The sequence below is a fragment of the Streptomyces muensis genome, assembly GCF_021474425.1.
Lineage (GTDB): Bacteria > Actinomycetota > Actinomycetes > Streptomycetales > Streptomycetaceae > Streptomyces > Streptomyces muensis.
On record NZ_JAKEIP010000094.1, the window covers coordinates 1 to 12986 of the forward strand.

Here is a 12986-nt window from a genome sequence, read left to right on the forward strand (position 1 = left end):
GGGGTCCGGGGTCTGGGGCGGCAGCCCCAGACCCGTTCAGGCAGACCCGGGTCAGGAGGACCCACGCCCCCGCCTGCGCAGCACCCGCGTCGCGACGACCGCTCCCACCACCGCCCCGACGACCAGCACCGGCCGCGGATGCCGCAGGCCGGCCTGTACGACGGTGCGGACGGGGCGCGGCACGCTGTGCTCGACGACATGGCCCGCGTGGGTCGCCTTGTCCTGGACGGTGTGGCCGGTCCGGCTCGCCCGGTCCTGCACGACGTGCCCTGCCTTGGCCGCCCTGTCCTGCACGGCGTGCCCTGCCTGCGCCGCCCGGTCCTGCACGACGTGCCCCGCCTTGGCCGCTCCGTCCTGCACGGCGTGCCCGGCTCGGGTCGCCCGGTCCTGCACCAAGTGACCCGCCTGGGCCGCGCTGCCGCGCAGTTGTACGGTCATCGCGCCCGCCTTGTCCTTCAGGTCGGCGGCGCGGGCCACGGCCCGACCCTTCACGTCGGCCTTCCCCGCCAACTCCCCTACGGTGTCGCCGAGTTCGCCGCGCGTCCGCTCGATCTGGCGGCGCAGTTCCTCGGGACCCTTGGCCCCGCCGCCCGCCTTCTTGGCCGCGGCCTTCCCCGCGGCAGCGGCTTTGGCGGTGCCCTTCTTCGCGGCCTCCCCGCCGCCCGTCGCCCCCGCCTTCTTGTCACTCATCGGTGCGCCCTTCCCTTCATCTCCTCGACATCGGCCCTGACGCTGCCGAGAGCCTCCTCGGGTGTGGGAGGGGCGGCGCGCCGCAGCTGGGCACGGCCGGTCGCGGCCAGCAGGGCGGCGAGGGCGAACAGTGCCCCCGTCACGATCAGCGCCGCGGCCCACACGGGCAGCGTCAGCGAGAGCGCGGCGGTGGCCGCCGCGGCCAGGAACAGCAGACCGGCGTACGCGACGGCGCCCGCCGTACCCAGCAGGCCGCCGCCGCGACCGGCGCGCCGGCCCTTCTCGGCCAGCTCCTCCCTGGCGAGGGCGACTTCCTGCCGTACGAGCCGGGAGAGCTGTTCGCCGGCCTGTCCTACGAGTTCGCTCACCGAGCGATGCTCGTCGCGCGGACGCTCGGGGGCCATGGACCCGGTCATGGTGTTCCGCCTCCTCTCGGTTCGGAACACCCCGGGTACCCGCCGTACCCCCCGCTATCCCTGCCGGCCGCCGCCCGGTCCGCGCTCGCCCAGCCGGGCCAGCTGGGTCTGGAACCAGTCGAGGCGGGCCTGCAACAGCGCGGCCTCGGCGGTGAGTTCGGGCACGCCGAGCTCACCGGCCGCCGCGAGGCCGGCGACCGCCACGGACGTCCCCTGCCCGGCCACCACCCGCAGCCCCTCCCCCGCGAGCCGGGCGAACCCGGCGAGCGAGACGGACGTACGGCCGCGCAGGCAGCCCGCGCAGGAAGGGGCGAGGGCCTTCCATCCGGGGCGGCCCCAGCCGGCGTCGGCGAGCGCGGCGGCGACCGTACCGCAGGCGCACGGTCCGACCGTGGCGGTCCGCACCCGCTGACGGGCGTAGCGGAAGCCGCGCTCGAAGCGGATGTACCGGCCCAGCACGGTGACTTCGAGCAGTACGGCCGCCCGGTGCTCGGCCGTGCACAGCAGCGCCTCGGCCGCCGTGCGGTCGTGCACGCAGTGGAAGCCGCAGTCGCAGCGGCGGCTCGGCGCGCGGTGCCGCAGCCCGTACACGCAGGACGCGTCGGCCAGGACTCCGTACGGCAGCGCGCCGCCCAGCGACACACCGGTGAAGGCGGCCCCGCTGCCGTCCTGGGACAGCATCGGGTGGGCGATCTTGTATCCGGTCGGCGGCTCCGTCGGGCGTTCCTCCGGAAGCCGCAGCCTCATCGGGCGACCGGGACCTCTTCGGGCGCCGTCGCCTCGACGGTCCCGGCCTCGGTGATCTCCTCGGCGAGTTCGAGTTCCGCGTCGTGGTCCTGCGGCCGCTCTTCCGCGACGCCGGTGGCGAGTGCCTTGCCGAGCTTCATGACGCCTCCCATGACCAGGGGTCGTTGACCGTCCTGGCCATGGTGACCCATGACGCCCGAATTGGACATAGGGCCTACGACCGGCCCTGATCACCCTCCATCTCGCAGCAATCCTTATGAATACCTCGTAGAAGAATTAAGTAGAGCTTCACGGTCATCGTGCCGACACTACTGCCATGACGACGACGCCCTCCCCCGCCCCGCCCTTCGGCCGTGCCCTCTGCGCCATGATCACGCCCTTCACCGAGGCCGGCGCGCTCGATCCGGACGGGGCGCAGCGGCTCGCCGCGTGGCTGGTGGACGAGGGCTGTGACGGGCTGGTGCTCTCCGGGACGACGGGCGAGTCGCCGACCACGACGGACGCGGAGAAGGCGGAGCTGATCAGGGCCGTCCGGGAGGCGGTGGGCGACCGGGCGTCGGTCGTCGCGGGCGTCGGCACCTTCGACACCCGGCACACCGTCGAGCTGGCCCTGGCGGCCGAGAAGGCGGGCGCCGACGGCCTGCTGGTGGTCGCGCCGTACTACAGCAGGCCCCCGCAGGACGCCGTCGAGGCGCACTTCCGCGAGGTCGCGGACGCGGCCGGACTGCCCCTCGTGCTGTACGACATCCCGGGCCGCACCGGCACCAGGATCGAGCCGGAGACGCTGATCCGGCTCGCCGAGCACCCCCGGATCGTGGCGGTGAAGGACTGCTCCTACGACTTCCTCGGCGCCCAGAAGGTGCTGGCGCGCACGGAGTTGGCGTACTACGCGGGGTGCGACGAGCACAATCTGGCGCTGTACGCGGTGGGGGGCGCCGGGTACATCAGCACGGTCGCCAATGTCGTCCCGGCCCGGCTCCGGGCCGTACTGGATGTGTTCGAGGCGGGCGACACCCCCGTGTCCGCCCGCCTCCAACAACGCGCCACGCCGCTCATCGAGTCGATGATGTCGGCGGGGCTGCCCGGCACGGTCACCACCAAGGCCCTGCTCCATGAGCTGGGCCTGCCGGCGGGTCCCGTCCGGGCACCGCTGCGGCCCGCCGGCCGCGAGGCGGTCGACAGGCTGCTGGCGGTGTACCAGGAGTTCGTCACCGGCTGATCAGGGCCCGGCTTGGTCAGGGCCGTTCCCCGGTCAGCGTCCGGTCGTCCGAGCGCTCGGACGGCTGAGCGTCCGATCTGCTCAGCGCTCGGCGAAGACGGGCTCCCAGCGTCCGGCGTCACCGTCGTTGCCCTTGCGGAAGCCGCTGAGGGGGACGGTCTTGTCGCTGCCGATGGTGACCTTCACGAGCCGCTGATGGAACTCGTTCTTGCCGTTCGGCGCGATGTCCCAGGCGATCAGCGACGAGTCGTCGACCCAGGCGAGCAGCTGCTGCCCGTGCACCTCGGTCTGCCGGCCGGTGCGGGCGTCGACGACCCAGGAGGACGTCTTCCACTTCTTGCCCGCGAAGCCACCGGCGACCAGCCGGCCGCTGGGCGACTGCCACGCGTCGACGTACCACTCCAGGTGCTTCTGGTTCGCCGGTACCTCGACCTCGGCGCCGCTGAGGTCGTAGAACTGCTTGCCGATGTCCCCCATGGGGTTGCCGGCCCAGACATGCCTGCCGTCGGGGCTGAGGGCGAAATCCTGGCGGGCGTTGATGAAGCTGTCGCCCATCGGGTCGTTCGGGTCGCTCGTGAGCTTCACCTCGCTCCAGGAGCCCTGGCCGGAGACCGTGTCGAGGACGTAGAAGCCGGTACGGGTCGACGGCTGCTGCTGGTCCCAGAAGTCGGAGCCCTCCGTCTTGACCAGCTGGTCCGGGTTCCCGCCGTAGGTCGTCGCGACCAGCTTCAGGCCGTCGCGCGAGAACGACAGTCCGGCGACGTCGTGGTCGACCTCGATCCACCGCGCGACCTTGCCGGTGGCCAGGTCGAGCATGCCGATCCGCGACGCGGGCAGGTTCCGCTCCAGCACGGCGGCGGTCTTCATGCCGGGGGCGACGGCGACGTAGGACCACTTGGTGGTCTTCACGTATTTCTCCGTCTTCTGGTCCAGCAGCCAGTAGTCGCGGACACGTTCGGCCCGGTTTGCGGAGTGCTTGACGGTCCGGGGGACGTAGTACGCGGCCAGCACCGTGTTCCCGGCCGAGATCAGGTCGCGCGGCGGCGACTGGTCCGGGTGCGCGACGTCCTTGCTCTTCTGTACGACGTCCGCGGGCCGTACGTCCTCCTTGCCGGAGTCCAGCAGCGGCACCGCGACGCCGATGGCGACGACGGCGGCCGTGGCCGCGGCGACGGAGGCGATCCGCCGGGTGCGCCGGCGCCTGCGCACCACCAGGACCCGGTCGGCGAACCCCGGTCCGGCCGACGTCTGTTCGTCGGCCAACTCCCGCAGGGAGTCACGCACGAGTTCATCGACGTTCACGGTCGCACCTCCACGGGCGAGAAGTCACGGGACGGCTGCGACTCGATCTCGGCCGGGCCCAGGGCCGCCAGCTCGGGGGCGAGGGCGCGCAGCCGGGCGAGCGAACGGTGGGTGGTGGACCGTACGGTGCCCACGGAGCAGCCCAGGACGCGGGCCACGTCGGCCTCCGGCAGGTCCTCGAAGTAGCGCAGCACCAGCACCATCCGTTGCCGCGCCGTCAGCCGGGCCAGCGCGCCACGCATCAGCAGCCGCAGCTCCGCGTCGGGCGCGGCGTCCGGGCTCGCGCCGGTCTCGGGCGGCTCGGCGACGGTGAGCTCGCGCCGGCGCCACTTCAGCCTCCAGCGGCTGATCTGCTGCCGGTAGAGGATCTGCCGTACATACGCCTCGGGCTCGTCGATGCGGTGCCAGCGGTCGGCCGCCTTGACCAGGGCGTTCTGCAGAAGGTCCTCGGCGGCATGCCGGTCGCCGCCGCTCAGCAGCACCGCGGTCCTCAACAGCGCGGACGACCGGTTCTCCACGAACTCGCGAAACCTGTCCTGCGCTTCGGCATCCATCGTCACCTTCTCTTCCCCCGGGCCGGCCCGGCGCCCGCCTCTGCTACTCCTGATGACGCGTGCGGCGGCCGGCCGCTATGCCGCCCCACAGAAAATAATCAGGAAACAGGCCGGGGCCCGTACCGCATCCTGTGCGGTACGGGCCCCGACCCGTGCTGTACGACTGACGCCCGACGGCCGCCGGCCGATCAACCCCACTTGTACCCGTCACCGAAGAGCAGGAAGTGCTCCAGCACATCCTCCATCGGATCGTCCACCTGCCCGACGTTGACCAGCCCGATCCGCGGACCGTTGTGCGAGCCCGTATTGGTCTCGTCGGCATACGCACTACCGGCCGGCAACCAGCACACCGCCCCCACGGCCAACACCCCCACCACCACCCGGAGCACGGCCCTACCCCACACCCTCGTCTTCACTCGACCCGTCATCGGCCCTCATCTCGTCGGTTCGACGTGTGATCGGAAACTGCGTCCAACCGTTCATCTGCCTGGAGCGGGGGGAGGTCACGTGGAGTAACCCGTACGTGGGGGTGGGGGTGTCGGCGAGAGGGTCAGTTGTGGCTGTGCAGGATCTCGTTCAGCCCGCCCCACACCGCGTTGTTCGGGCGGGCCTCGACCGTGCCGGTGACCGAGTTGCGGCGGAAGAGGATGTTGGAGGCGCCGGAGAGTTCGCGGGCCTTGATGATCTGGCCATCGGGCATGGTGACGCGGGTGCCGGCGGTGACGTAGAGGCCGGCCTCGACGACGCACTCGTCGCCGAGGGCGATGCCGACGCCCGCCTCGGCGCCGATCAGGCAGCGCTCGCCGATGGAGATGATGACGTTGCCGCCGCCGGAGAGGGTGCCCATCGTCGAGGCACCGCCGCCGATGTCGGAACCGTCGCCGATCACGACGCCGGCCGAGATACGGCCCTCGACCATGGACGTGCCGAGGGTGCCGGCGTTGAAGTTGACGAAGCCCTCGTGCATGACAGTGGTGCCCTCGGCGAGGTGGGCGCCGAGACGGACCCGGTCGGCGTCGGCGATGCGGACGCCCTTGGGAGCGACGTAGTCCGTCATGCGCGGGAACTTGTCGACCGAGGTCACCTGGAGGTGCAGGCCCTCGGCGCGGGCGTTCAGGCGGACCTTCTCGATGTCGTCGACGGCGACCGGACCGAGGGAGGTCCAGGCGACGTTGGCGAGGAAGCCGAACTGGCCCTCCAGGCTCAGGCCGTGCGGCTTGACCAGGCGGTGGGAGAGCAGGTGGAGGCGCAGGTAGACGTCGTGCGCGTCGATCGGCTTCGCGTCGAGGGAGGCGATGACCGTGCGGACCGCGACGACCTCGACGCCCCGGCGGGCGTCCGGCCCGATCGCCGCGGTGGCGCCGCCGCCCAGCAGCTCCGCGGCCTGCTCGGCGGACAGCCGCTCGCTGCCGGAGGGACCGGGCTCGGCGACGAGCTCGGGCGCGGGGAACCAGGTGTCGAGAACGGTGCCGTCGGCGGCGATCGTGGCGAGGCCGGCGGCCACGGCGCCGGTGGTACGAGGAGCAGTCGTGTCGGTCATAAGGGCAACCTAACGTGAGGCCCACGCCACGGGCGAACCGGCGGCCACGCGTCTCACGTGCCGGGCGGTACGCCACCACTCAGCCCGTCCGGGGTTTGAGGACGAGGCCCGAAGGGCCGACAGCGGGGTCCGGGGCGGCAGCCCCAGCGGGGGCGAGGAACCGACGGCGGTCACGGAATGACCCGCGCCAGCACCTCCCGCGCGTACTCCTCGTCATACGGCACCTCCGTGAGCAGCACCTGCAGACAGATCCCGTCCAGCAGCGCCACCAGCGCCCGCGCCGTGACCGCGTCCGTACGCCGGGACAGACGGTCGGCGAGGTCCCGTGCCCACTCGGCGGCGACCGGACGCAGGGCGGGACGGCGCAGGGCGGCGAGATAGAGCTCGTATTCGAGTTCCACGCCGGTGCGGTCGCCCGCGAGCCACTCGCCCATCCACCCGGCGAGCTCGGCGGCCAGGTCGGTGTCGGGATCCTCCAGGGCGCCGCGCGAGGCGATCACCTTGGCGAAACCCTCGTTCGCCTGCCGCAGAGCGGCGACCAGCAGATCGTCGAGGGTCTTGAAGTGGTACGTGGTCGAGCCGAGCGGCACGTCCGCCTCGGCGGCCACGGTGCGGTGGCTCAGCCCGGCGATGCCCTTCTCCCCGACCACCCGGATCGCCGCGTCGATGATCCGCTGCCGTCGCTCGGGGTCGTAGCGCCGGGCCATCAGTGCGCACCGCCCAGGTTCAGTACGACCACGCCGGCGATGATCAACGCGATGCCCGCGGCCTTGACGACGGTCATCCCCTCCCCCAGGAACAGGATCCCGATGGTGGCGATGGCCGCGGTGCCGACGCCGGCCCAGATCGCGTACGCCGTGCCCACGGAGACGGACTTCAGCGTCTGGGCGAGCAGCGTGAAGGAGACGACGTATCCGACGGCGGTCAGCAGTGACGGCCACAGCCTGCTGAAACCGTCGCTGTACTTCATGGCCGTCGTGGCGGCCACCTCGGCCGCTATGGCTCCGGCGAGCAGCAGGTATCCCATGCGTACGAGCGTACACAACGCTGCGTACGGCCGTACACAAAGGCTCCGATGTGGATACGGCTCATTCCAAACAGCTACTCCAACGCCCCTGCACCCACTAGTGTTTCACCGTTCACATACCGGGCCTTCGCAGCCGCGGCGGTCGTCGCGTGCCGCCGCTGGAGGAACAGCGCATGCCAGAAAACAAGCCCCGGCCGCCTCAGGACCAACCTTGGGAGAACGGCTGGGCCCCGGACACCTCGCGGGCGCCGGGAACGCGCCGTCTGTGGCTGGCGGGCATGATGGCGGTGGCGACGATCGTCGCGTGCGCCACGGCGATCGTCGTGACGGAGCGGGCGCCTGACGGCGAGTCACGTTCGGCGCCGGCCGCCGACACCGCGTCGGTCCCCGGCCTGATCTCCTTCGCCACGCCGTCGGAGACTCCCCCGGAGGGCAAGAGCGGCCTGGCGACGGAGAAGCCGACCAGCAGGGCGCCCCGCCAGCAGGACGCCGGCTCCCCCGAGCCCGCGCCGAAGCCGTCCAAGTCGGCGCCCCGTGAGGGAAGTTCACCGACCGCCGACCCGAAGCCGCCGGCCACCACCTGGCGTTCCGTCCGCTCGGTCAACTATCCCGACCGTTACTGGCACGCGAGCGGCGGCTATGTGGCCCTGGACCCGGTCCGCGGCTCCGAGTCCCGTGAGGACTCCACCTTCCAGCAGGTCAAGGGCCTCGCCGACCCCTCCTGCTACTCCTTCGTCACGCAGAACGGCAGCTACCTCCGCCACCGCAACTTCGTCCTGCGCCCCGAACGGAGCGACGGTTCCGCCGTGTTCGGGCGGGACGCCACCTTCTGTCCCCGGGGCTCGTCCTACTCCGGCGCGGTCATGCTGGAGTCGGTCAACTACCCCGGCTACTTCCTCCGCCACAAGAACTTCGTCGTCCGCCTCGAACGCTTCGAGTACAGCTCCCTGTACCTGGCGGATTCGTCGTTCCGGCTGGTGGGCGGGCTGGCCTGAGCGCCCGGGAAGACCGGCGCGCACAAAAGGGCGCACACGAAAGGCCGCACACAAAAGGCGCACACAAAAGCGGCGGCACCCGGAAGGTGCCGCCGCTTTCACGTGTGCTCAGACGTTGAACCCGAGCGCCCGAAGCTGCTCGCGGCCGTCGTCCGTGATCTTGTCCGGGCCCCACGGCGGCATCCACACCCAGTTGATGCGCAGCTCGCTGACGAGACCGTCCGTGGCGGACTTGGCCTGGTCCTCGATGACGTCCGTCAGCGGGCAGGCCGCCGACGTGAGGGTCATGTCGACCGTGGCCACGTTCGAGTCGTCGACGTGGATGCCGTAGATCAGGCCGAGGTTGACGACGTCGATGCCCAGCTCGGGGTCGACGACGTCCATCAGGGCCTCGCGGAGCTCCTCCTCCGAGGCCGGCTTCATCTCCACGGTGTCACTCATGCCGTCTTCCTTTCGGCGTCGGCTCCGCCCAGCACCTGGGCCGTCGCGTCCTTCCACGCCATCCAGCTCAGGAGGGCGCACTTGACCCGGGCCGGGTACTTGGAGACCCCGGCGAACGCGACCGCGTCCTCCAGGACCTCCTCCATCGCGTCGTCCGGCTCGATCTTCCCCTTGGACTGCATCAGCTCCAGGAAGGTCTCCTGGATCCTCTGCGCGTCGGAGAGGTCCTTGCCGACGAGGAGCTCGTTCAGTACGGACGCGCTCGCCTGGCTGATGGAACAGCCCTGGCCCTCGTACGAGACGTCCTCGATCTTCGTACCGTCGTACTTCACACGCAGGGTGATCTCGTCGCCGCACGTCGGGTTCACGTGGTGCACCTCGGCGTCGCCATCCCGCAAGCCCCGCCCGTGCGGGTTCTTGTAGTGGTCCAGGATGACTTCCTGGTACATCGAATCCAGCTTCATGCGTCGCTCGTCCCGTCCCGTCAGCCGAAGAAGTTCCGTACGTGCTCCAGGCCGTCCACCAGAGCGTCGATCTCGGCCGGCGTGGAGTACAGATAGAACGACGCTCGCGTGGTCGCAGGAATTCCGTAGCGCAGGCAGACCGGGCGGGCGCAGTGGTGGCCGACCCGGACCGCGATGCCCTGCTCGTCGAGGACCTGGCCCACGTCGTGCGGGTGGATGTCGCCGAGCGTGAAGGAGATCGCGGCGCCGCGGTCCTCGGCCGTCGTCGGGCCGATGATGCGCAGGTCCGGGACCTCGCCGAGCCGCTTCACCGCGTACTCGGTGAGGGCGTGCTCATGGGCGAGGATCTTGTCCATGCCGATCGAGTTGAGGTAGTCGATCGCCGCGCCCAGACCGATCGCCTGGGAGATCGGGGGCGTGCCCGCCTCGAACTTGTGCGGAGCGGGAGCGTAGGTCGAGGAGTGCATCGACACGGTCTCGATCATCTCGCCGCCGCCGAGGAACGGAGGCAGGTCCTCCAGCAGCTCCTGGCGGCCCCAGAGGACGCCGATGCCGGTCGGGCCGCACATCTTGTGGCCGGTGAAGGCCACGAAGTCGGCCTGGAGCGACTGCACGTCCAGCGGCATGTGGGGCGCGGCCTGCGAGGCGTCGATGCAGACCAGCGCGCCGACCTCCTGCGCACGGCGCACTATCGCCTCGACCGGGTTGAGCGTGCCCAGGATGTTCGACACCAGCACGAAGGAGACGATCTTCGTCTTCTCGGTGATGATCTCGTCGATGTTGGACAGGTCGAGACGGCCGTCGTCGGTGAGGCCGAACCACTTCAGCTTCGCGCCCGTGCGCTGCGCGAGCAGCTGCCACGGCACGATGTTGGAGTGGTGCTCCATCTCCGTGATGACGATCTCGGTCTCGTGGTCCACCCGGTAGGGCTCGTCGGCCCAGCCGAGCATGTTGGCCACGAGGTTCAGCGACTCGGAGGCGTTCTTGGTGAAGATCACCTCGTCGCGCGAGGGCGCGTTGATGAACTCCGCGACCTTGTCGCGCGCGCCCTCGTACAGCGCCGTGGCCTCCTCGGCGAGGACGTGCACGCCACGGTGGACGTTGGCGTTGTGCTGCTCGTAGTACTCGGAGAGCACGTCGAGCACCTGGCGCGGCGTCTGCGAGGTCGCCGCGTTGTCCAGGTACACGAGCTTCTTGCCGTCGTGGACGACGCGGTCCAGGATCGGGAAGTCCTTGCGGAGCGCCTCGGTGTCGAGGAGGCCCGGCAGCTGTGTCACGCGGATGCGCCACCCTTCACGTACTTGTCGTAGCCCTCGGCCTCGAGCTGGTCCGCGAGCTCCGCTCCGCCGGACTCGGCGATACGGCCGGCCGCGAAGACGTGGACGTGGTCGGGCTTGATGTAGCGCAGGATGCGCGTGTAGTGCGTGATCAGCAGGGTGCCGACCTCGCCGCTCTCACGGACCCGGTTCACGCCCTCGGAGACGACGCGCAGGGCGTCGACGTCCAGACCGGAGTCGGTCTCGTCGAGGATCGCGATCTTCGGCTTGAGCAGCTCCAGCTGAAGGATCTCGTGGCGCTTCTTCTCACCGCCGGAGAAGCCCTCGTTGACGTTGCGCTCGGCGAAGGAGGGGTCCATGTTGAGGCGCTCCATGGCCTCCTTGACCTCCTTCACCCAGGTGCGCAGCTTGGGGGCCTCGCCGCGGATGGCGGTGGCGGAGGTGCGCAGGAAGTTGGAGACGGAGACGCCGGGGACCTCGACGGGGTACTGCATCGCCAGGAACAGGCCCGCGCGGGCGCGCTCGTCGACGGACATCTCCAGGACGTCCTCGCCGTCGAGGGTGACGGAGCCGCCGGTGATCGTGTACTTCGGGTGACCCGCCAGCGAGTAGGCGAGGGTCGACTTGCCCGAGCCGTTGGGGCCCATGATGGCGTGCGTCTCGCCCTGCTTCACGGTGAGGTCGACGCCCTTGAGGATTTCCTTCGTGGCGTTGTCGGCCTCGACGGTGACGCGCAGGTCTCGGATTTCAAGCGTTGCCATGGGTGCCTCAGGACTCCTGGTTGAGGGAGACGAGCACGTCGTCCCCTTCGATCTTTACGGGGTATACGGGGACGGGGCGCGTCGCGGGGAGGCCGGACGGCTTGCCGGTGCGGAGGTCGAAGCTGGAGCCGTGCAGCCAGCACTCGATCTGGCAGTCCTCCACCTCGCCCTCGGAGAGCGAGACGTTCGCGTGGGAGCAGATGTCGTAGATGGCGAACACCTCGCCCTCGGTCTGCACGACCGAGACCGGCGTGCCGTCGAGTTCCACCCGCTTGGGGGTGTCCTCCTCCAGCTCGCTCAGCCCACAGGCGCGTACGAAAGCCATCAGACCGTGGCCTCCAGCTCCTCGTCGATCTTCACGAGGAGGCGCTCTTCGATGTCGTCGACGCCGATCTGCTGGACGAGCTCGGCGAAGAAGCCGCGGACGACCAGGCGACGGGCCTCGTCGGCCGGGATGCCGCGGGCCATCAGGTAGAAGAGCTGCTCGTCGTCGAAGCGGCCGGTGGCCGAGGCGTGTCCGGCGCCGACGATCTCGCCGGTCTCGATCTCCAGGTTCGGCACGGAGTCGACGCGGGCGCCGTCGGTCAGAACCAGGTTGCGGTTCATCTCGTACGTGTCCGTGCCCTCGGCCTTGGCCTCGATCAGCACGTCGCCGATCCACACCGCGTGCGCGTCGTCGCCCTGGAGCGCGCCCTTGTAGGCGACGTTCGACTTGCAGTGCGGGGTGTTGTGGTCGACCAGGAGGCGGTGCTCCTGGTGCTGGCCGGCGTCCGTGAAATAGAGGCCGAACAGCTCGGCCTCGCCGCCGGTGCCGGCGTAGGCGACGCGCGGGTGCAGGCGTACGAGGTCGCCGCCGAAGGTGACCACGAACGACTTGAAGGTGGCGTCCCGGCCGATCAGCGCGTTGTGCTGGCCCACGTGCACGGCCTTGTCGTCCCAGTCCTGGACGGAGACGACGGTGAGCTTGGCGCCGTCGCCCAGGATGTAGTCGACGTTGGCGGCGAGCACCGCGTCACCGGTGTGGTCGATGACGACGACGGCCTCGGCGAAGGCTCCGAGCTCCACGACCTGGTGGCCGTAGGCGACCCCACCCTCGCCGCGGACGGCGATGCGGATCGGCTCGGTGAGGACCGTCTCCTTGGGGACGGTGATCACACCGGCCTTCTCGAACGCCGAGTACGCCTGGGCGGCGACGCGGTCCACGGGCGTGCCCGCCTTGCCGAGGCGGGCGTCGTCACGGCCGACGGTCTCGACGGTGACGCCCTCGGGGGCCTCGACGGTGACCTGGAGGCCGTCGCCGGTCGCCACGGCAGTGCCGTCGTGCAGCCCGCGCAGGCGCTCCAGCGGGGTGAACCGCCACTCCTCCTCGCGGCCGTGCGGGACCGGGAAGTCCGCCACGTCGAAGGACGGGGGCGCGCTCATGCGCGTGGCGACGGTCGACTCGGCGGCCACCGCGATCTGGCCCGCGGTGGTGGAGCCCACGGGGATGTTCTGAGCCTCAGCCATGGCTGTCGGTCTGCTCTCTTTCCTACGTCAGATTTCGCTAGCTGCTT

General features: G+C 70.5%; 18 protein-coding genes. 2 read left to right on the forward strand and 16 right to left on the reverse strand.

Annotated elements, in window-relative coordinates:
• Nucleotides 1–51: 51 nt before the first annotated feature.
• The 4 genes from L0P92_RS22145 to L0P92_RS22160 are packed head-to-tail and all read right to left on the reverse strand — an operon-like array spanning nt 52 to nt 1993.
• On the reverse strand, nt 52–690 hold the full coding sequence (locus L0P92_RS22145; RefSeq protein WP_234764558.1) for a DUF3618 domain-containing protein: 639 nt from the start codon (nt 688–690) through the stop codon (nt 52–54).
• Nucleotides 687–1106 carry a phage holin family protein gene (locus L0P92_RS22150; protein ID WP_234764559.1) on the reverse strand — a complete coding sequence of 140 codons (420 nt, stop codon included), beginning with the start codon at nt 1104–1106 and terminating at the stop codon, nt 687–689. Before L0P92_RS22150 ends, L0P92_RS22145 begins: the two co-directional genes overlap by 4 nt.
• 54 nt (nt 1107–1160) lie before the next feature.
• Nucleotides 1161–1853, reverse strand: coding sequence for a hypothetical protein (locus L0P92_RS22155; protein ID WP_234764560.1), 693 nt, complete (start codon nt 1851–1853; stop codon nt 1161–1163).
• Nucleotides 1850–1993 (reverse strand): hypothetical protein, encoded by a 144-nt coding sequence (locus tag L0P92_RS22160; protein WP_234764561.1) that lies wholly within the window; start codon nt 1991–1993, stop codon nt 1850–1852. The genes L0P92_RS22155 and L0P92_RS22160 overlap by 4 nt, the downstream gene beginning before the upstream one ends.
• A 176-nt stretch (nt 1994–2169) precedes the next feature.
• Between L0P92_RS22160 and dapA the strand changes: the two genes are divergently transcribed.
• Nucleotides 2170–3072: a 4-hydroxy-tetrahydrodipicolinate synthase gene (gene dapA / locus L0P92_RS22165; protein ID WP_234764562.1), complete on the forward strand. Its 903-nt coding sequence runs from the start codon at nt 2170–2172 to the stop codon at nt 3070–3072.
• A gap of 81 nt (nt 3073–3153) precedes the next feature.
• Here dapA and L0P92_RS22170 read toward each other — a convergent pair whose 3' ends face one another.
• The 6 genes from L0P92_RS22170 to L0P92_RS22195 all read right to left on the reverse strand — a co-directional run bounded on the left by L0P92_RS22170 (nt 3154) and on the right by L0P92_RS22195 (nt 7495).
• Nucleotides 3154–4374, reverse strand: a complete 1221-nt coding sequence (locus L0P92_RS22170) for a YncE family protein (protein WP_234764563.1) — start codon at nt 4372–4374, stop codon at nt 3154–3156.
• Nucleotides 4371–4928 (reverse strand): SigE family RNA polymerase sigma factor, encoded by a 558-nt coding sequence (locus tag L0P92_RS22175; protein ID WP_234764564.1) that lies wholly within the window; start codon nt 4926–4928, stop codon nt 4371–4373. Before L0P92_RS22175 ends, L0P92_RS22170 begins: the two co-directional genes overlap by 4 nt.
• A gap of 188 nt (nt 4929–5116) precedes the next feature.
• Nucleotides 5117–5356, reverse strand: a complete 240-nt coding sequence (locus L0P92_RS22180; protein ID WP_234764565.1) for a hypothetical protein — start codon at nt 5354–5356, stop codon at nt 5117–5119.
• 122 nt (nt 5357–5478) lie between these two features.
• Nucleotides 5479–6468 carry a 2,3,4,5-tetrahydropyridine-2,6-dicarboxylate N-succinyltransferase gene (gene dapD, locus L0P92_RS22185; RefSeq protein ID WP_234764566.1) on the reverse strand — a complete coding sequence of 330 codons (990 nt, stop codon included), beginning with the start codon at nt 6466–6468 and terminating at the stop codon, nt 5479–5481.
• A gap of 170 nt (nt 6469–6638) precedes the next feature.
• The gene (locus tag L0P92_RS22190) at nt 6639–7175 is read right to left on the reverse strand and encodes a TetR/AcrR family transcriptional regulator (protein ID WP_234764567.1); all 537 of its coding nucleotides are present in this window, start codon (nt 7173–7175) and stop codon (nt 6639–6641) included.
• Complete coding sequence (locus L0P92_RS22195; protein ID WP_234764568.1) at nt 7175–7495, reverse strand: DMT family transporter; 321 nt, start codon at nt 7493–7495, stop codon at nt 7175–7177. Before L0P92_RS22195 ends, L0P92_RS22190 begins: the two co-directional genes overlap by 1 nt.
• Nucleotides 7496–7668: 173 nt before the next feature.
• On the opposite strand from L0P92_RS22195, the gene L0P92_RS22200 reads away from it, so the two are divergent.
• Nucleotides 7669–8490 carry an AbfB domain-containing protein gene (locus L0P92_RS22200; RefSeq protein ID WP_234764569.1) on the forward strand — a complete coding sequence of 274 codons (822 nt, stop codon included), beginning with the start codon at nt 7669–7671 and terminating at the stop codon, nt 8488–8490.
• Between the two features lie 108 nt (nt 8491–8598).
• Here L0P92_RS22200 and L0P92_RS22205 read toward each other — a convergent pair whose 3' ends face one another.
• From L0P92_RS22205 to sufD, 6 genes are read right to left on the reverse strand one after another with little or no spacing between them, the layout of a single operon-like run.
• The gene (locus tag L0P92_RS22205; RefSeq protein ID WP_004002168.1) at nt 8599–8931 is read right to left on the reverse strand and encodes a metal-sulfur cluster assembly factor; all 333 of its coding nucleotides are present in this window, start codon (nt 8929–8931) and stop codon (nt 8599–8601) included.
• A complete protein-coding gene (gene sufU, locus L0P92_RS22210; protein ID WP_234764570.1) occupies nt 8928–9395 on the reverse strand; it encodes a Fe-S cluster assembly sulfur transfer protein SufU in 468 nt (155 codons plus the stop codon). The genes L0P92_RS22205 and sufU overlap by 4 nt, the downstream gene beginning before the upstream one ends.
• 20 nt (nt 9396–9415) lie before the next feature.
• A complete protein-coding gene (locus L0P92_RS22215; protein WP_234764571.1) occupies nt 9416–10672 on the reverse strand; it encodes a cysteine desulfurase in 1257 nt (418 codons plus the stop codon).
• Nucleotides 10669–11433, reverse strand: coding sequence for a Fe-S cluster assembly ATPase SufC (gene sufC, locus L0P92_RS22220; protein ID WP_234764572.1), 765 nt, complete (start codon nt 11431–11433; stop codon nt 10669–10671). Before sufC ends, L0P92_RS22215 begins: the two co-directional genes overlap by 4 nt.
• 7 nt (nt 11434–11440) lie before the next feature.
• The gene (locus tag L0P92_RS22225) at nt 11441–11758 is read right to left on the reverse strand and encodes a non-heme iron oxygenase ferredoxin subunit (protein ID WP_234764573.1); all 318 of its coding nucleotides are present in this window, start codon (nt 11756–11758) and stop codon (nt 11441–11443) included.
• Complete coding sequence (sufD, locus tag L0P92_RS22230; protein WP_234764574.1) at nt 11758–12939, reverse strand: Fe-S cluster assembly protein SufD; 1182 nt, start codon at nt 12937–12939, stop codon at nt 11758–11760. The genes L0P92_RS22225 and sufD overlap by 1 nt, the downstream gene beginning before the upstream one ends.
• Nucleotides 12940–12986 lie beyond the last annotated feature (47 nt).